The 16873-nt window shown below is 44.6% G+C and carries 15 protein-coding genes and 2 tRNA genes; all 17 read right to left on the bottom strand.

Going from position 1 to position 16873, the window contains the following annotated elements; all coding sequences use genetic code 11:
* Window positions 1-111: 111 nt before the first annotated feature.
* The 17 genes from U9Q77_03755 to gcvT all read right to left on the bottom strand — a co-directional run bounded on the left by U9Q77_03755 (window position 112) and on the right by gcvT (window position 16450).
* A tRNA-Arg gene (locus tag U9Q77_03755) sits at window positions 112-185 on the bottom strand.
* A gap of 155 nt (window positions 186-340) precedes the next feature.
* Window positions 341-1228: a bifunctional methylenetetrahydrofolate dehydrogenase/methenyltetrahydrofolate cyclohydrolase FolD gene (folD, locus tag U9Q77_03760; protein MEA3286477.1), complete on the bottom strand. Its 888-nt coding sequence runs from the start codon at window positions 1226-1228 to the stop codon at window positions 341-343.
* The gene (gene rny, locus U9Q77_03765; GenBank protein ID MEA3286478.1) at window positions 1218-2774 is read right to left on the bottom strand and encodes a ribonuclease Y; all 1557 of its coding nucleotides are present in this window, start codon (window positions 2772-2774) and stop codon (window positions 1218-1220) included. Before rny ends, folD begins: the two co-directional genes overlap by 11 nt.
* A 95-nt stretch (window positions 2775-2869) precedes the next feature.
* On the bottom strand, window positions 2870-3169 hold the full coding sequence (locus U9Q77_03770) for a cell division protein ZapA (protein ID MEA3286479.1): 300 nt from the start codon (window positions 3167-3169) through the stop codon (window positions 2870-2872).
* A 44-nt stretch (window positions 3170-3213) separates the two neighbouring features.
* Window positions 3214-3417 (bottom strand): hypothetical protein, encoded by a 204-nt coding sequence (locus tag U9Q77_03775; protein ID MEA3286480.1) that lies wholly within the window; start codon window positions 3415-3417, stop codon window positions 3214-3216.
* Complete coding sequence (gene pheT, locus U9Q77_03780; protein ID MEA3286481.1) at window positions 3417-5804, bottom strand: phenylalanine--tRNA ligase subunit beta; 2388 nt, start codon at window positions 5802-5804, stop codon at window positions 3417-3419. The genes U9Q77_03775 and pheT overlap by 1 nt, the downstream gene beginning before the upstream one ends.
* 41 nt (window positions 5805-5845) lie before the next feature.
* Window positions 5846-6859, bottom strand: coding sequence for a phenylalanine--tRNA ligase subunit alpha (pheS, locus tag U9Q77_03785; GenBank protein ID MEA3286482.1), 1014 nt, complete (start codon window positions 6857-6859; stop codon window positions 5846-5848).
* Window positions 6860-7021: 162 nt separating this feature from the next.
* Window positions 7022-7366 (bottom strand): 50S ribosomal protein L20, encoded by a 345-nt coding sequence (rplT, locus tag U9Q77_03790; protein MEA3286483.1) that lies wholly within the window; start codon window positions 7364-7366, stop codon window positions 7022-7024.
* A gap of 16 nt (window positions 7367-7382) precedes the next feature.
* Window positions 7383-7577: a 50S ribosomal protein L35 gene (rpmI, locus tag U9Q77_03795; protein ID MEA3286484.1), complete on the bottom strand. Its 195-nt coding sequence runs from the start codon at window positions 7575-7577 to the stop codon at window positions 7383-7385.
* Between the two features lie 2 nt (window positions 7578-7579).
* A complete protein-coding gene (infC, locus tag U9Q77_03800; protein MEA3286485.1) occupies window positions 7580-8122 on the bottom strand; it encodes a translation initiation factor IF-3 in 543 nt (180 codons plus the stop codon).
* Complete coding sequence (gene thrS, locus U9Q77_03805) at window positions 8109-10043, bottom strand: threonine--tRNA ligase (protein ID MEA3286486.1); 1935 nt, start codon at window positions 10041-10043, stop codon at window positions 8109-8111. The genes infC and thrS overlap by 14 nt, the downstream gene beginning before the upstream one ends.
* A 6-nt stretch (window positions 10044-10049) precedes the next feature.
* Window positions 10050-10123 (bottom strand) — tRNA-Val (locus tag U9Q77_03810).
* A 480-nt stretch (window positions 10124-10603) separates the two neighbouring features.
* Window positions 10604-11056 carry a hypothetical protein gene (locus U9Q77_03815; GenBank protein MEA3286487.1) on the bottom strand — a complete coding sequence of 151 codons (453 nt, stop codon included), beginning with the start codon at window positions 11054-11056 and terminating at the stop codon, window positions 10604-10606.
* 264 nt (window positions 11057-11320) lie between these two features.
* A complete protein-coding gene (locus U9Q77_03820) occupies window positions 11321-12343 on the bottom strand; it encodes a lysylphosphatidylglycerol synthase transmembrane domain-containing protein (protein ID MEA3286488.1) in 1023 nt (340 codons plus the stop codon).
* 2 nt (window positions 12344-12345) lie between these two features.
* A complete protein-coding gene (locus tag U9Q77_03825) occupies window positions 12346-12966 on the bottom strand; it encodes a hypothetical protein (GenBank protein MEA3286489.1) in 621 nt (206 codons plus the stop codon).
* Window positions 12967-13026: 60 nt separating this feature from the next.
* Entirely contained in the window at window positions 13027-15357 is a 2331-nt protein-coding gene (locus tag U9Q77_03830; protein ID MEA3286490.1) for a DNA translocase FtsK, read from the bottom strand.
* Between the two features lie 4 nt (window positions 15358-15361).
* Entirely contained in the window at window positions 15362-16450 is a 1089-nt protein-coding gene (gene gcvT / locus U9Q77_03835) for a glycine cleavage system aminomethyltransferase GcvT (protein MEA3286491.1), read from the bottom strand.
* Window positions 16451-16873: the final 423 nt, after the last annotated feature.

Raw genomic sequence — 16873 nt, forward strand, 5'->3', positions numbered from 1 at the left:
CCCGACAGGATTGGCTGAGCGTCGCCCTTTCGGGGCTCCCTCGCCTTCCTCCGTTACACTCCGGATCGAACGCGATACACCCTACATGCCACAGGTATATGAGATTTTGTGTACGCCCGACAGGATTCGAACCTGTGGCCTCTTGCTCCGGAGGCAAGCGCTCTATCCAGCTGAGCTACGGGCGCATGGTGTAGATAGTCGTCAATAACTGCTATCTATTCATATCCTTTCAAACCCCGTAGCGAAGCTGCCTGTCCGGCGAAGTCCGGAGGACGAAGACGGAAGCTACTGGGTTGTAAAAAGCGAGCCAAGGTATACTCAGTCCTAGCCCTTGCAAAATCTATTTTAAGCTATTCTCCGCTGATTTAACTGTATTTGAGAGCAACATGGCAATGGTCATAGGACCCACACCACCAGGAACCGGAGTAATAGCCGAGACTTTTCCTTTAACAGCCTCGAAGTCCACATCCCCTGCCAACCGGTAGCCCTTCTCAAGTGTATCATCAGCAACCCGATTGATACCCACATCGATGACAACCGCTCCAGCTTTTACCATATCTGCCCCAATGAATCCAGGAACACCAGCTGCAACTACCAAAATATCCGCCTGTCGTGTGTGTATCCCCATATCAGGGGTCCTTGTATGAACCAGGGTCACTGTGGCATTCCCCAATACTCGTTTCTGGATCAGGAGATTAGCCATTGGCTTCCCTACAATATTTGAACGACCAACAACAACAACATGCTGTCCTTCGGTAACAATATTATAATAACTTAGGATTTCAAGAATACCTGCAGGTGTACAGGATACGAACCCCTCCAATCCCAGAACCAGTTTACCAACACTGACAGGATGAAAGCCATCCACATCCTTCTCCGGATCAATAGCTTCGATCACGCGTTGATCATCAATGTGCCGGGGTAATGGCAACTGCACAAGAATACCATGAACCAGTTGATCCTGGTTAAGTCTTTCGATCACATCCAAAAGATCAGATTCGCTGGTCTCGGCAACTAATCTCAATACCTCTGAGCGAAACCCAAGTTTGCCACTCTGCCGCTCTTTGGACCTGACATAAATCTGTGAGGCAGGATCATCTCCCACCAACACAGCGGTAAGACCCGGCTTGATCCCCTGTTCACCGAGAACAGCAATACGTCGAACCAGGTCAGCTTTAACTGCTTTTGATACTTCCTTCCCGCTTAATATCAGTGGACTATTTTGCAAGAGCAGTACTCCTTGATTCACGAATCACCACGACTTTAATCTGCCCTGGATAGGTCATCTCAGCCTCGATTCGTCCGGCTATCTCCAAACTTAAACTTTGCGCCTTGGAATCATCTACCTTATCACTCTCCACCATAACCCGGACTTCCCGACCAGCCTGGATCGCGTAGGATTTTGAAACCCCTTCGAATCCAGTTGCAATACCTTCCAGGTTCCGTAAGCGTTTGATATAACTCTCCAGTGTGTCGCCACGAGCACCTCGGCGAGAGCCACTAATAGAATCTGCAGATTGTACCAGTGCTGAAATTGGACCGGTCATGGGAACTTCTTCATGGTGTGATTCAATGGCATTGATAACTGCCTCAGGCTCACCATATTTACGAGCGAGTTCACCGCCGATTAAAGCGTGTGTTCCATCGGTATTACGATCAATGGCCTTGCCAATATCATGTAGAAAACCCGCCCGTCGTGCTAAAATACCATCCATATCCAACTCAGCCGCCATTAGTCCAGTAAGCCACCCAACTTCGATACTATGTTTCAGGATGTTCTGGCCATAGCTCGTGCGATACTTTAAATGCCCGATGAGTTTCATGATCTGAGCATGAAAAACGGGTAGGTGTAATTCTGCCAGTGCTTCCTCGGCAGCAATTCTCATTTCTTCATCCACCTCTTTGGTGGCTTTCTTGATCATTTCTTCGATCCGCGCTGGATGAATTCTACCATCCTGCACCAGATTGGTCAAAGCAACTCTGGCGATCTCTCTACGAACTGGATCAAATCCAGAGAGGACAACTGCTTCAGGAGTATCATCAACAATGAGTTCCACACCAGTGAGCTGTTCAAATGTTCTGATATTGCGCCCTTCACGACCAATGACCCGCCCTTTCATCTGATCAGATGGCAGCTCCACTACTGAGACGGTTGACTCAGCTGTGTGGTCAGCTGCAGAACGCTGGATAGCTGAGATAACGATCTTGTTAGCTTCTTTATTGGCATTCATAACAGCCGTTTCCCTGATCTGCTTGGTGACCTGAGCGGCCTCAGAAACAGCTACCTCTTTCAGATTCTCGATGAGCATGTTCTTGGCCTCATCCTGGGTCATTTTTCCAATTTGTTCCAACTTGATGTTCTCTTGCTGAACCATATTGACATACCGAACTTTTTCAGCATTGACTTCTTTAAGGGCTTGCGAAGCCTCTGCCTCAACTTTCCGGATATCCAGTTCTTTGCGATCCAGAGCTTCTGATTTATTATCTAACTTCATTTCACGATTAGATATATTTCGTTGAGATTCCCGGATCTCATGGAATTTTACACGGGCTTCTTCATCAGCTTTCCGGATGATCTGGAGAGCCTCATCCTTGGCTTCCAGCTGTTTTTCCTTGACAACTGTCCGAGCTTCTTTCTCAGCAGATGCCAGAATCTGTTCTGCTAAAGTTCCGGCACTTTTTGCTTTACTTTTGTAAGAATAAGAGACGAGGGGTATCGCGACTCCAAATCCCAGCATGACTGCCAGAACCGGAAGGATAGATGCAAAATCCATAGGTATCACCTTTCATATAGAATGAAGACCTTTGGAAGCTTTATGCCTGTTTACAGGAAGCGGTGTGATCACACCGCTATTTGGAATTCGATGCCTTAAGTGCTAAGTGTTTCGTCAATGAGCTCGGTGAGTACCTGCAAGCGCTCATCGAATCGATTTTCTAATTTCTCTTTGTCCTGACGGGATGTAAATAACTCATCAGTTATATTCATTCCAGCCAAAATGGCCACCTTTCCCTCCTCTTGAGTGGAATTTGCGCCATCATCAACTTCTCTCATTTTCATATCGACATAATTAGCAACACCAGTGATATAGCTTGAATCCGCCTTACCTTTGATCGTATAAGACTTACCGTAGATTGTGACTTGTACTGTATTGTTATCAGTTGCATGCATTACATCGTTCACTTATTCATTTCACACACAGGCTAGAATCCGCGTCATAAAACTTCCAGCTCCGCATCGATCATTTCAATCAAACTATTCAGCTTTCCGCGAACAGCAGTTCTATTTCCAACTGTACCATCTGCTGAACGCTCTATGATCTGATTACGAAGGGAAAGGTTTTCTTTTTTTAATAAACTCACATGAGCGACCAGTAATCTCACCTTGTCTTCAAACTTACTTAGGGCGTCTTCGATCACTAAATTGCCTCTCTTAATGTGGCGTTGTACGCGCCTTCCAATCCTTTGAGGATACGCTTGAAATCTTTATCGATCTCATTTTCTGTAAGCGTTCTCTTTTGATTTTGAAAAACCAGTCGAAATGTAAGACTTTTTTTGCCACTTGCAATAGATTTTCCTTCATAGATATCGTATAAGCGGCTATATAATAAGTACTTACCAGCATTTTCATTGATGATTTTATCAATATCTTCAAAAACCACATGAGCATCTATCAAGATGGACAGATCTCGTTCCACTGTTGGAAATGCTGGGACTTTTTCATATTTGATGCGGTTATTTTTGCCAAGATCTTTGGAAACATTCACCTCACAGTAAACACCTAAGATCTGGTCAGTGTTATCTCCATCCTCTTTTAACTCGCCCAGGATACCAATCTTCTCCCCTCCGAGCATAACTTCAACACCACTATTGAACATCTTGTGTTTCACAGGTGCAAATATTAATTGTTCGTTAAAAAGATCAGCAAATAGAGCGCTCAAGACACCCTTCATATGGAAGATATCAGAGGATACAGCTTTTTGCGACCACTGTTGTACCTGCAGCTCACCAGCCATAAACAGGACGAGATGTGTGCGTTCTCCTGCACCTGTATCTGAGTTAAGGTCAACAGAACTCACTTGCCCGACTTCAAATAATTTCAGGTCTGCCTGGCGCCGATTCAGATTGTATTCAGCCGCTTTTATCATACCGACCATAAGCGAAGTGCGAATGGATGCCATATCCCTGGACAATGGGTTAGCCAGCATCAAGGGTTCCTCATCGCCCAGAACCACAGGATGCTCTTCAATGCTCACCAGACTATTTCCGTAGATCTGGTTAAAGCCAATTGAGGCGAGATGATCCATGATCTTTTCACGCATTTTATCAGGAGCTGGCGGACTTATTTTATTTGAAATGCTGAAATGCTCTGGAGTTGGGATATTATCATAGCCGAAAATTCGACCGATTTCCTCTATGAGATCGATCTCACGCGATAAATCAGGCCGAAATGTGGGAGCCGTCACAACAAAGCTTTCGTTTTCCGCAGCAGTAACTACCATTCCCAGACCAGCAAATATTTTGGCCATGTCCTGTGCTGCTATGTCAGTCCCCAATATTTTATTGCACCGTTCAACTCGGAAATCAATGACCTGAGGCATGATCTCTTCAGGATATACATCTACTGCCCCTTGGGTGATGTGACCTCCCGCTAACTCTACAATCAACCCGGCTAAACGATCCAGCGCGTAGATTACTCCATTGGGATCTGTTCCTCGTTCAAAGCGATGACTCGCATCTGTGGCTAACTGTAATTTCCGGGCACCTCGTCGAACAACTATCGGATCAAAATAGGCACTCTCTAAAAGCAGATCGGTAGTATCATCCTTTACCTCGGAATTCTCACCACCCATGACCCCAGCGACAGCAATCGGTTTGAGCCCATCACAGATCAGTAGAACTTTGTCATCCAACTCACGTTCCTTACCATCCAAAGTAGTGATCTTCTCATTCTCTTTGGCCATGCGAACAACAATCTTGTCACCTTCAATAAAGCGGAGATCGAATGTATGCAAGGGATGCCCGGTCTCCATTAAAACATAGTTGGCCGCATCAACGACATTATTAATCGAACGAATACCGATTGCTTGTAATCGCTGTCGCAGCCAGATCGGTGATTCAGATATCTTGATATCTTTGATCAATCGAGCAGCATAACGAGGACAAGCCTGCTCATCCAGAATCTCGACAGAAATCAGATCAGCGGTGTTCAAGGAGGACTCAACCAGAGAAATGTCAGGTTTTTGGATACTTTTGCCCAATAAGGCAGCCAGATCTCGAGCTACACCAATGTGTCCCAGTGCATCCGAACGATCCGGTGTAAGATCGAGCTCGATCGAGACATCCCCTCCAGAAAGATAGTCTGTCATATCCATTCCAGGTTGGGCAGCCGTATCCAAAACCATGATACCTTCATGATTTGTAGAAAGTTCTAACTCCCGCTCAGAACAGATCATCCCATATGACACGATCCCCCTCAGTTTGGCCTTTTTGATCTTCATTCCATCAGGAAAGGTGGTTCCAATGGTGGCAACTGAAACCTTCTGTCCCTGATCAACATTTGGTGCTCCACAAATGATCTGATGTGGTTCTCCATCCCCAAGGTCGACATAACAGACGCTTAACTTATCGGCATCAGGATGTTTTTCCTTCGAAATGACATGGCCTACTTTAATCGATTTGAAAAAATCAGGAAATTGCTTAACCAGGTTTGCTTCAAGCCCAGCTGCTGTCAATTTTTCTGCAAGGGCGACAGGACTAAGATCAATATCGATGTATTCTTTGAGCCAGTTGTAGGAGATATTCATGGTCGCTTACCTATGCTGGAAGAGCATATTATGTTTAATGGTTAGAATTGTTTCAAGAAGCGGACATCGTTCTCATAAAATAAACGGATGTCATTGATGCCATATTTGAGCATGGCAATGCGTTCCACACCCATACCAAAGGCATAGCCAGTATATTTTTCAGAATCATAGTCAACTGCTGCAAAGACGTTGGGATCAACCATGCCACAGCCCCCAATCTCCAACCAGCCGGTCTGTTTGCAGACACGACAACCCTGACCATTGCAGAGAAAGCAAGTGACATCAACTTCATTGCTTGGCTCCGTAAAAGGAAAGAAACTTGGCCGAAAACGCAACTTGACATCTTCTCCAAAATATTCCCGACAAAATAATTCCAGGGTTGCCTTCAGCTCACCCAGGGTGACATTCTCATCCACATACAGACCTTCAATCTGATGAAAAAGACAGTAATGCCCGGCATCAATGGCTTCGTTGCGATATACCCTGCCCGGCATAATTGATCGTATTGGAGGTTGTTCCTCCAGCATTAATCGGATCTGTACCGGTGAAGTATGGGTCCTGAGAACAGAACCATTGTTCAGGAAAAAGGTGTCCTGCATATCACGGGCAGGATGTTCAGGTGGAAAATTCAGAGCATCAAAATTTCGCCACTGGGTCTCGACCTCAGGCCCTTCAGCCACGGAGAATCCCAACCTGTGGAAGATATTTTTCATATCGCGGAGGGTCTGCTCAATGGGATGCAGGGTTCCACGCTCATAATGAACCCCCGGTAAACTGACATCCAAACCGGATGACTCCCCACCGGCTGAAGTCGTGCTGGACATCAAGTTATCAATTGTCTCCTGCACTTCCTGTTTAAGGCGATTGACCAAATTGCCAAAATCACCCTTGCGGGCAGGCTCCACATCTTTGATTTGCTTAAACAAGTCATTCAGGACACCCTTGCGCCCTAAATACTGTTGTTTGATCCGCTCTAAATCAGAAAGCGCTGGACTTGATGCCAACGCTTGCTTGAATTCTGAGCGTAATTCGTCGACTTTCTTAAAAAGCGACATACGCTATCCTAACTGTGGTTTATTCAGCGGAGTCCGAAATATCCGTTACCAGTTGCACACCTGACAAATACTCGTTTACATACAGTTGTATGTTTCCCCTTTTGCCCAGGTCGTCCTTGATCACGAACATTCTAAACTACACACTCACTTAAAAGGTAGATTCTATTTGGTTTTTGCTACAATCGCTGCAAATCCAGCTGGATCTGTTACAGCGATCTCGGCCAACATTTTGCGATTGAGTTCAATACTACTCTTTTTCAAACCATTCATCAATCTGGAATAGCTCACCCCGTTCAAACGGGCAGCAGCGTTGATCCTGGCTATCCATAAGCGACGGAATTGACGTTTGCGATCTTTCCGATCCCGATAGGCGTAGACCCAGGCGCGTTCAACCGTCTCACGTGCTGTCTTATACAGACGAGAGCGGGCACCATAATAGCCCCTGGCTGCCTTTAGATATTTTTTGTGCCGTCTTTTACGAGCGACGGAACTGCTTGATTTTGGCATTAATAGCTCCTAATACTTAAACTGAAATTACTTTTTTCACTTTAGCAGCATCACCACCTGTCAAAAGACCGGATTTGCGAAGTTTTCTTTTCTGCTTCTGTGATTTGTTGTTCTGCATGTGACTGGTAAAAGCTTTATTTCGCTTCACTTTCCCTTTGCCGGTTAGCTTGAAGCGCTTTTTGGCAGCACGATTTGATTTCATTTTGGGCACGTTTAGTTACCTCCCTTTTTCAAGGTGACCACGGTTGTTAGGAATCTACCTTCCATGGTCGGCGTATATTCCATATTTATATCCTCTCCTAAATGACTCATGATCTTCGTCATAAGCAGAGGTCCACGATCAAGATAGGCCATTTCACGGCCCCTGAACATGATCGTAATCTTTACTCTATCTCCATCATCCAGAAATTCTCTTACTTTGGTAACCTTCGTCTTCAGATCGTGATCTTCGATATTGGGTCTAAAGCGAACTTCCTTATTCTGAATAACTTTTTGTTTTTTCTTTGCCTCTTTGGCTTTTTTGGCTTTCTCATACTTGAACTTGCTATAATCCATCAGTTTGCAAACTGGTGGTTTAGCATTGGGAGCGACCTCTACCAGATCAAGTTCAGCTTTTTCAGATCGCACCAAGGCTTCCTGGACAGGTACAACTCCCACCTGTTCACCATTTTCATCCACGAGGCGAACCTCGGGTTCGTCAATCTCACCATTGATACGGAGTTCTTCCTCCTTAGCATAAACCTTATATTTTTTGATCTGTTCTCTCCCTTATTTCATCTAAAATTCGTTCGTTCACTTCTGCAAGATCAAGTGTACCAATATCTCCGGCACCATGACGACGAACACTAACTTTCTGCTCTTCAACCTCACGGTCGCCGAGTATAAACATGTAAGGCACTTTTTCCAACTCAGCCAGACGAATCTTCTGACCGATCTTTTCATTTTTCCAATTGGCTTCCACGCGGATTCCGGCAGTCCTTAATTCTTTCACTACTGCCCGAGCATAGTCTTCGTGGCGATCAGCAATGGGAATCACCTTCACCTGGATCGGAGCCAACCAAACAGGCATTCTAGCTGCAAAATGCTCAATGAGGATACCCATAAATCTTTCCAGACTCCCCACAATGGCTCGATGGATCATCACAGGTTGATGATCCTTACCATCTTCACCAGTGTAAGTCAGCCCAAAACGCTCGGGCATGGAAAAATCAACCTGAACCGTGCCACACTGCCAGCTTCTATTCAGTGAATCCTTTATGTGAAAATCAATCTTGGGTCCATAGAAAGCCCCATCACCCGGATTTAGCTGAAAATCTATCTCCCGGGAACGAAGCACACTTTCCAGGGCATCTTCGGCTTTATCCCAGACTGCTTGTGAGCCAATGGACTTTTCAGGCTTCGTGCTCAACTCAACATGTATATTTTCGAACCCGAAGGCTGAGTAAACTTCATAGACCTGGTCCAGAATATCGCTCACTTCAATCTGGATCTGCTGCTCAGTACAAAAAACGTGAGCATCGTCCTGAATAAAGGTACGCACCCGGAATAAGCCATGGGTAACACCACTCTTTTCATGCCGATGCACCCGACCGAATTCACTCATCTTGATCGGCAAATCACGATAAGAACGTGGTGCATCGCCATAGATCAGTGTGTGTCCCGGACAATTCATGGGTTTCACAGCAAAATCACGGTCGTCAACCTTGGTGAAATACATATTCTCGCGGTAATTATCATAATGACCGGATCGCTTCCACATCTCTGCACTCATGATCAGTGGTGTGTTTACCTCTTCATAGAGGTGACGGGTATTAGACTCCCGGACATAATCCAGAATACTGTTATATATAGTGGTTCCCTTGGCGTGGAAGAAAGCGTTGGCCGGTGCATCATTGTGAAAACTAAACCAACCCAATTCTCTTCCCAACCTGCGATGGTCACGCTTTTTTGCTTCCTCTAACAGATGCAGATATTTCTTCAGTGATTTTTTATCCGGGAAAGCAGTACCGTAGATACGGGACAACATCTGATTATTCTCATTACCCCGCCAATAAGCACCGGCGACACTTAATAACTTGAACGCACCAGCTCGTTTAGTTGTAGGAATGTGCGGACCACGACAAAGATCGATAAATTCACCCTGTTCATAGACAGAGATCACTTCTCCCTCAGGTAGTTCAGAAATAATCTCAACCTTATAGGACTCATTCATTGCTTCAAAGCGTTTGATGGCATCCTGGCGAGATAATTCGAGGCGTTTGACCGGTAGATCTTCAGCAACGATCTTTTTCATCTCAACTTCAATTGCAGCCAGCTGATCATCTGTAAAGGGTTTTTCGATATCAAAATCGTAATAAAAGCCATTCTCGATGGAAGGACCAATGGTCACTTTCACCTCAGGATACAGCCGTTTCACCGCCTGAGCCATGATGTGAGAAGTACTGTGCAATAATATTTCGTGGGCTTCAGGATCAACTGCTTTAATAAAGACAATTGTTGAATTCTCAGTCAGCTCGGTTGCCAGATCAACCACCTGACCATTGATCCGTACAGCGACCAATTGTTGTTCAAAACGCGGGTTTATTCCTTGAGCAATTTCGAACGCACGAATGCCAGACGGCTGTTCTTCAACTCTGCCATCTGGGTATGTGATCTGTATGTTCCCATTCGCGTTCATATCCTGTGGGCGATACTGGACTCGAACCAGTGACTCCTTGCATGTCAAGCAAGTACTCTAACCACCTGAGCTAATCGCCCTTATAATTATGAGTTGTGAATTCTGAATGGTGAATGATAGTTCAAAATTCTCTCATAATTTATAAGAAATCTTTTCCCCGGGAGATTGATCATAATCTGATTATATCGCCCTCTTTAAAAAAAACTCGGGACATTAACTCTCCCGTTCTTGAGTAGTATCTCCTCACCACCTGCCTGTCACAGCGTAGCTGCTAAGCGAAACCGGAAGCTAATCGCCCCCTTAATAAACTTCACCTCGAACTCCCCTGTCCATTTTGACCAGGATCGCTCATGCTTATAAAAACCAATGCTGAAGTTATAACCATTAATCACAACTTAGCAGGACTTACTATTTAACACCACAAACTGTGGAATAGTCCTAAAGCATCTTACGATGCGAAAAAGCGTGCGAAAGTAACAGCCTACCTATGCGTGGGCAAGCAGATTTCCCAGCTTTTTCATGCTTTCTTTTCCAATAAAATAAGGGACTTGTCGGGGGCGTTACTTCAGGAACTGATCAGCTACCGAAGTACCTTTTTCTGTCACTTCTTCAGTTACCTCAGTAGCCATATTTACCGGACTGAATTCCTTCTGGACCAGATCCATTTCATTGAGAACGCGATCAACTGCCCGTACTGTATTCGAGCGTTGTTGTCTGGCCAGAATAAAAAGGGCCATAGCAATGCCAACGATCGCAGAAACTACAAAATTGCCGCTGATCATACCAACCGACTCAATTTCTGCACCACCAACCATGATCAGCAACAACAGTGCTAGAATGGAAAAGGATACACCAAACACCAGCGATGCTAGAATTTGGAATGTAAGGTTGGTTGAGCTGATCTTGCTGACCATCTCTTCAATCTTTTCCCAATCCCGCTCACGCACAGGCAAAGCGCTCTGTTCTTTATGCTTGCGAAGTATAAGATTTGCAGTAAGATTTAATTCGTTCATGATCCACTCCTTTTTCCGAGTTATTATTTCCCTGGAATCCACATAGACAGACACAATCAGTCAAGAAATCAGTTGGTGAATTCACACTGAGCATATATTGAAATTTAGCCGTTAATGCTAATGCACAAGTTGCCTGCTGTCAAGAGCAGAGTAGGTTTTTGTTCGTGCTGCGTACAAATCTAAGTTCTAAATATTTTATCCACCGATCAGGCAGACTGATCTAATGACAACTAATACCAATTGCATCATTTCGAAGGTGACTCGTTAGATCGACTTGCTTTCAGAACCCTGGGTTGCCAGATCCAGAGTCATTCCGGCTTTTATAAGATACCAGGCACCGGATGGCGTATAAATGAGATAGTTCATTAAATGCAGAACAATAGCAAAAGCTCGTGCCTGATCACTTTCGATATTAAATATCATCAAAGCAGCCAGTACAGCTCCATGATAGGTGCCCACATACCCTGGTGCGGCCGGGATCGCCAACGACAGAGTCGTGAAAATCAATAGAATAAAAGAGACCTCATAAATCTCAATCATGCTCAGACCGAAATTGAAGGATGCCAAGCCCATGACAGTCACCACAAAGTAGAGGAACCAAAGGAAAAGAGTCTGGCTAAGCACATGGATGGGATGTGGCATACGCCAGATGGTCTCAAGACCTTTAAATAGGGAGATGAGATGTTCAGCCCGTTTTGGGTGCCCTTTATCAACCATTTTCTGGGACCACTTTTCAATTCGTCCAAAGAAACGATCGTGGTGTTTGTTTACCCAAAACCCAAAAACCAGAGCAACCACTATGGCGACCAATCCCAAACCTGAAAGCAAATTTGCCGCTTCAAACGAAGGCACTACCATTCCATAAATACCGGCTAAAACCAAAAATGAGAACATGTCCAATCCACGTTCAACTACAATAGAAGCCCCCACCCCACTGACCTTGATCCCATGGCGTTTGGAAACAACCACAGCCCGGAGTACTTCTCCCAGCTTAAAGGGTAACACATTATTCCCCATATACCCCATCATGGTTGCTTCAAACAAATGGATCCGCTTGACTGTTTTCTGCGGCATCAACAATATTCTCCAGCGAGCAGCACGAACAACATTGCTAAAAATCAATACCAGCCCGCCACCACCCAGTATCCAATAGTTAATCGAGCGTATCGACAGCCAGAATGAGTCCCAATCCAGATCTTTGAACGAGAAATAAACCAATCCCAGACTTACTGCCACTGATATGATAAATTTGAGAGGGTGCTCTTTCACTAGTTTTGAAAACTGCATTATTAATCCCTTAAATCTGCAGTTTGGTAATGCAGAAAATCTTTTTGAATATTCGGTAAAACAAAATCATGATAATTTTTAAGATAGTTAAGCGTGATCAGATATTTATTCCCATCGTAATCGACTAGAATGATCTGTTTAAGATCATCGTTGGCATCCAGGACAACGGAGAGGCTTTCCCAATCAGAAAAATCTCCGGAAAACCGAAAATCCAGGCGTTTTAACCCATTCCCAGTTATTTCTTCACGTTTAAATCTGGCATCACTAAGATCACCACCTACAAAAAGCTGTTTTAAAAGCTCATCAGGGGAGGCATTTTCATAAATGATCTGCTGTCGGACATGATTGATAGTCATCATTTCATTCTCCGTAACAAAAATCTCCATCCCAAATGCATCCAGGGTCAAATGAAAATTGCGATCGGCCTTAATGTCCATTTTGAGTGTGATCGAATCATTTTTGCCCATGAATCGCCAATCAATGACCTGACTGATCTCCAGACTGCTGGACTGCATTTTCATGAAATGATCAATAACCTGATTCAACTGTTGCGGAGTTTTCCCTGCCCAACCCTGTGCGATCAGCAATATTCCAATAATTGTTATACGTAGATATTTTCGCAATAGAAGATTCCAGATGTTGCTTTTTTTATTGACCATCTGGAATATTAACAGTGTCTGAACTTAGTCATCAAGGATATCTTCATCGAACGAAGGATTATCCAGAACTTCTGGACCAACCAGAACTTCTCGAGCCTTACTCCCTGTATTGGGTCCTACTACGCCGGCGCGTTCAAGCTCATCAATTAACCGACCCGCCCGGGCATAACCAACCCGTAAGCGACGCTGGATCATGCTCACTGATCCTTGTTGGTGCAGAACAACCAGACGATAGGCCTCGTCAAAAAGCACATCCCGTTCGGCATCGGCACTATCACCAGCAATAGTGGGATCAGATTCATCAACGATTCCCGGCAACAATTCTTCCTCAGGTTTAGGCTGCTCTTGAATATGATCCAGAACGTCTTCTATCTCTTCCAGAGTCACAAAGGCATTGTGCAGGCGAACCGGAGCCGGTGCCCCAGGAGCCAATAACAGCATATCCCCTCGTCCTAATAATTTTTCAGCACCATTCTGATCCAAAATGGTTCGGGAATCATTCTTCTGAGCAACTTTAAACGCAATTCGGGTGGGGAAATTCGCTTTGATGACACCGGTGATGACATCGACTGAGGGACGCTGAGTGGCGATGACCAAATGAATACCAACAGCTCGAGCCATCTGTGCCAACCGAGCGATGGGCTCTTCAATCTCCTTGCCGGCAGTAATCATTAGATCAGCCAATTCATCAACCAACACAACGATGAAGGGCAAGGGGTCATAGCCCTCTCTAGAGGCACGCTCATTGTACTGATCGATATTGCGCACGGTCTGTTTGGATAAAAGATTATAACGTTTTTCCATCTCCAACTCGGCTGATCGTAAAGCATGAATAGCATTCTTGGGAGTGGTGATCACATATTCATCAATGCTTTCGCTGGTGATTAAATGATATCCCTTGAGTCGTTTATAGGTTGACAGTTCCAGTTTTTTAGGATCAATCATGATAAATTTGACCTGATCAGGTCTTGCGCGATAGAGTATGGAACTAATGATCGTGTTGATACACACCGACTTACCGGATCCAGTCGCTCCGGCAACTAGCAAGTGAGGCATTTTTGCCAGATCAGCTACAAATATCTCACCTGAAGTGGTTTTGCCCAATGCAATAGTAAGAACCGAATCTGGTTCAGAGAATTTTTGTGAATTGATGCCGCTTTTAAAATAAACGATCTCGGGCTCATCATTGGGCAGTTCGATTCCCACTGAGTTCTTACCAGGGATAGGGGCTATTATGCGCACGCTCTGGGCTTCCATAACCCGGGCAATATCATCTGAAAGATTGGCAATTTTGGCCACCCGAATACCGGGACCGGGTTCGACCTCATAGCGAGTGATCACCGGACCGGGGGCAATGTTTGTGACCCGGCCATCCACACCGAAGGTTTCCAGAGTTTGGATTAAAAGTTCAGCTTTCCTGATGAGGATATCTCTGGATTGACCAGCTGAGATGGGCGGAGGTTCAGTAAGTATATCTACTGATGGCAATTTGTATTCACGCTTGGGAACCTTTACCTGTGTCTCATCATAATCAACCTCGTCTTCCACAATAGCGGACTCGATCTCGATCTCATTTGGTCTCAGGGTGGTCTGCAGTGCTCTTCCCAGATTCTTCGGTAAAGACTCTTCCTGTTGAATGGGTGGCGATTCAAACTTTTTTTCCTGTGGTATTGCTGTGGGGGAAGTTGGAGGTTTTGGCGCGACAGTTTCTTCGCGTTGGATGGGTGCCTGAGCCCTGCCTTTAAGATCTTTCGCTTTGGCGCGTTGCATGGCGGCACTGTTAAATTTATTTTTTATCTCAGAAATGCGGTCTTCGATCCATTCATTGAGCTTACGGAATGAAAATCCTCTCCAGGCCTGGATCAAAACCAGAATAGCAGTAACGAGGATCAATAGGGTTCCAGTAAATCCCAAAAAATCGTTGAGCAGGTGAGCAATATTTACTGAAAGATATCCAGCATGGCGAAATAGGTTTTCGCTGGTCATGGCACTCTTATCCGCTATAAGACTGAAAAGCGTAATAAATACCAGTGACAAACTTAAGCTGTACCCGGTGAACCTGAAAACTGGCTGGAACTCTTTTTCAGCAAAGATCACATACCCCCAGACTCCGATCAGAATCGCGATAACCAGGGATGCCCACCCAATAAACATTTTAAACAGAATGTAAGATATGAAGATGCCAATATAGCCCATCCAGTTATAAAAATGGACACCAGACATGATGCTTAATTCCTCGGTAGGTTCATGGCTGATCAAACTTAGCAGTACAAATAGCCCAATGACCATGGTGAGAATACCCAGGATCTCCCGGCTTTTATCTGCCAAACTGATAATCTTCTTTTTGGAGGTCATCGACTTAACTTGTTTTTTTCTTAATAAATGGTGGTTTCACGATCTTAACTGCCAAGCGTTTACCTCGGATATCAATCTCCAGCTCTGTATTGATCTTGTGATAAGGTTTATTCACATAAGCCAGACCGATGCCTTTTTTTAATGTGGGACTCTGCCCACCGCTGGTGACCACACCAACTTTTTCAGAGCCGGCATAGAGTTCATACCCATTACGAGGCAACCCCCTATCCTGCATTTCAAAGGCGATCAGAAACCGGTTAACACCTGCTTCTTTTTGCTTCAACAGGGCATCCCGACCCAAAAAGTCTCCGTGATTCAAATCCATGGCCCAACTTAATCGGGCTTCCAGAGGTGTGGTAGTTTCATCAATATCATTGCCGTATAGACAAAATTTCATTTCCAGGCGTAAGGTATCTCTGGCTCCCAGTCCGATCGGTTCCAGACCATATTCCTCACCAGCCGTCATGAGTGCCTGCCACAGATCCTCAGAATTTTCAGGATCATGATATAGCTCATATCCCAATTCACCGGTGTAGCCGGTTCGAGAAACGATCATATCGGCTCCATTGATATTGCCAATGCCAAAATGATAGAATTCCAGAGCATCCAGATCAGCTGAGCTCAATTTCTTTAAAATATTTTTTGATTGAGGTCCCTGAATCGCCAGCAATGCTATCCCATCCGAGCCATTTTGCAGTTCAACATCAAATTTTTGCGAGAGTTCCAACAGGTGATTGAAATCTTTTTCAAGATTTGAGGCATTCACTACCAGCATAAATCGATCTTTAAATCGATACACGAGCAGATCATCGACAATACCACCATGCTCAAGACACATCGAAGAATATTGAATCTGTCCAGGGGCTAGTGAAGCCACATTATTGACAGTCGCATACTCAACGAATTCAAGAGCTTGAGGACCTGATACCCAAAATTCGCCCATGTGGGAAACATCAAAAAGACCAGCCTGCTCCCTGACTCGTTGATGCTCAGTCATGATGCCTTCATACTGTATGGGCATTTCGTAACCGGCAAAACCGACCATTTTTGCATTTAAAGCTTTGTGTATGGCATTGAAGGCAGTTGGTTTCATGTATAGTAGATCCTTATGCAAATATTCCAGCTTTGAATCTAATGGGGATACGAGAAGGTCAAAATTGAAAATGGCAGGAAAATGGCAATACCCCGAACCTTTTTTGAGCAAACTGCACTAAATCAACATCAAGATATTTAGCTGGCCTGAGATAGCCGGTTGCATCAAGAGTCATCACCTTGCAGCAGTGTAAGTTCTTTTGCCACGAAGACATCCATCTTCGCTCGAAGAGCTACGCCGGACAAGCAAAGGCTCAAAGAGCCATTCAGGGATTTTGTAGAACATAGTGCCTTAGTCTGAATAATTCATAGCCACTAAGTCACCAAGACACAAAGTTTAATAAAATATATGCTTATCAAAAATTATCACTCACAGATGTAAATAATACTGTTTAAAATGACCTTGTTCATAACTTTAATACTT

This window comes from Candidatus Neomarinimicrobiota bacterium (genome assembly GCA_034716895.1).
Lineage (GTDB): Bacteria > Fidelibacterota > UBA8477 > UBA8477 > JABMPR01 > JABMPR01.

Coding starts and splice junctions, on each gene's coding strand:
- rny (MEA3286478.1), bottom strand. CDS start 2,774: ATGGATTTTGCATCTATCCTTCCGGTTCTGGCAGTCATGCTGGGATTT.
- U9Q77_03770 (MEA3286479.1), bottom strand. CDS start 3,169: ATGCATGCAACTGATAACAATACAGTACAAGTCACAATCTACGGTAAG.
- pheT (MEA3286481.1), bottom strand. CDS start 5,804: ATGAATATCTCCTACAACTGGCTCAAAGAATACATCGATATTGATCTT.
- pheS (MEA3286482.1), bottom strand. CDS start 6,859: ATGTCGCTTTTTAAGAAAGTCGACGAATTACGCTCAGAATTCAAGCAA.
- rplT (MEA3286483.1), bottom strand. CDS start 7,366: ATGCCAAAATCAAGCAGTTCCGTCGCTCGTAAAAGACGGCACAAAAAA.
- thrS (MEA3286486.1), bottom strand. CDS start 10,043: ATGAACGCGAATGGGAACATACAGATCACATACCCAGATGGCAGAGTT.
- U9Q77_03815 (MEA3286487.1), bottom strand. CDS start 11,056: ATGAACGAATTAAATCTTACTGCAAATCTTATACTTCGCAAGCATAAA.
- U9Q77_03820 (MEA3286488.1), bottom strand. CDS start 12,343: ATGCAGTTTTCAAAACTAGTGAAAGAGCACCCTCTCAAATTTATCATA.
- U9Q77_03830 (MEA3286490.1), bottom strand. CDS start 15,357: ATGACCTCCAAAAAGAAGATTATCAGTTTGGCAGATAAAAGCCGGGAG.
- gcvT (MEA3286491.1), bottom strand. CDS start 16,450: ATGAAACCAACTGCCTTCAATGCCATACACAAAGCTTTAAATGCAAAA.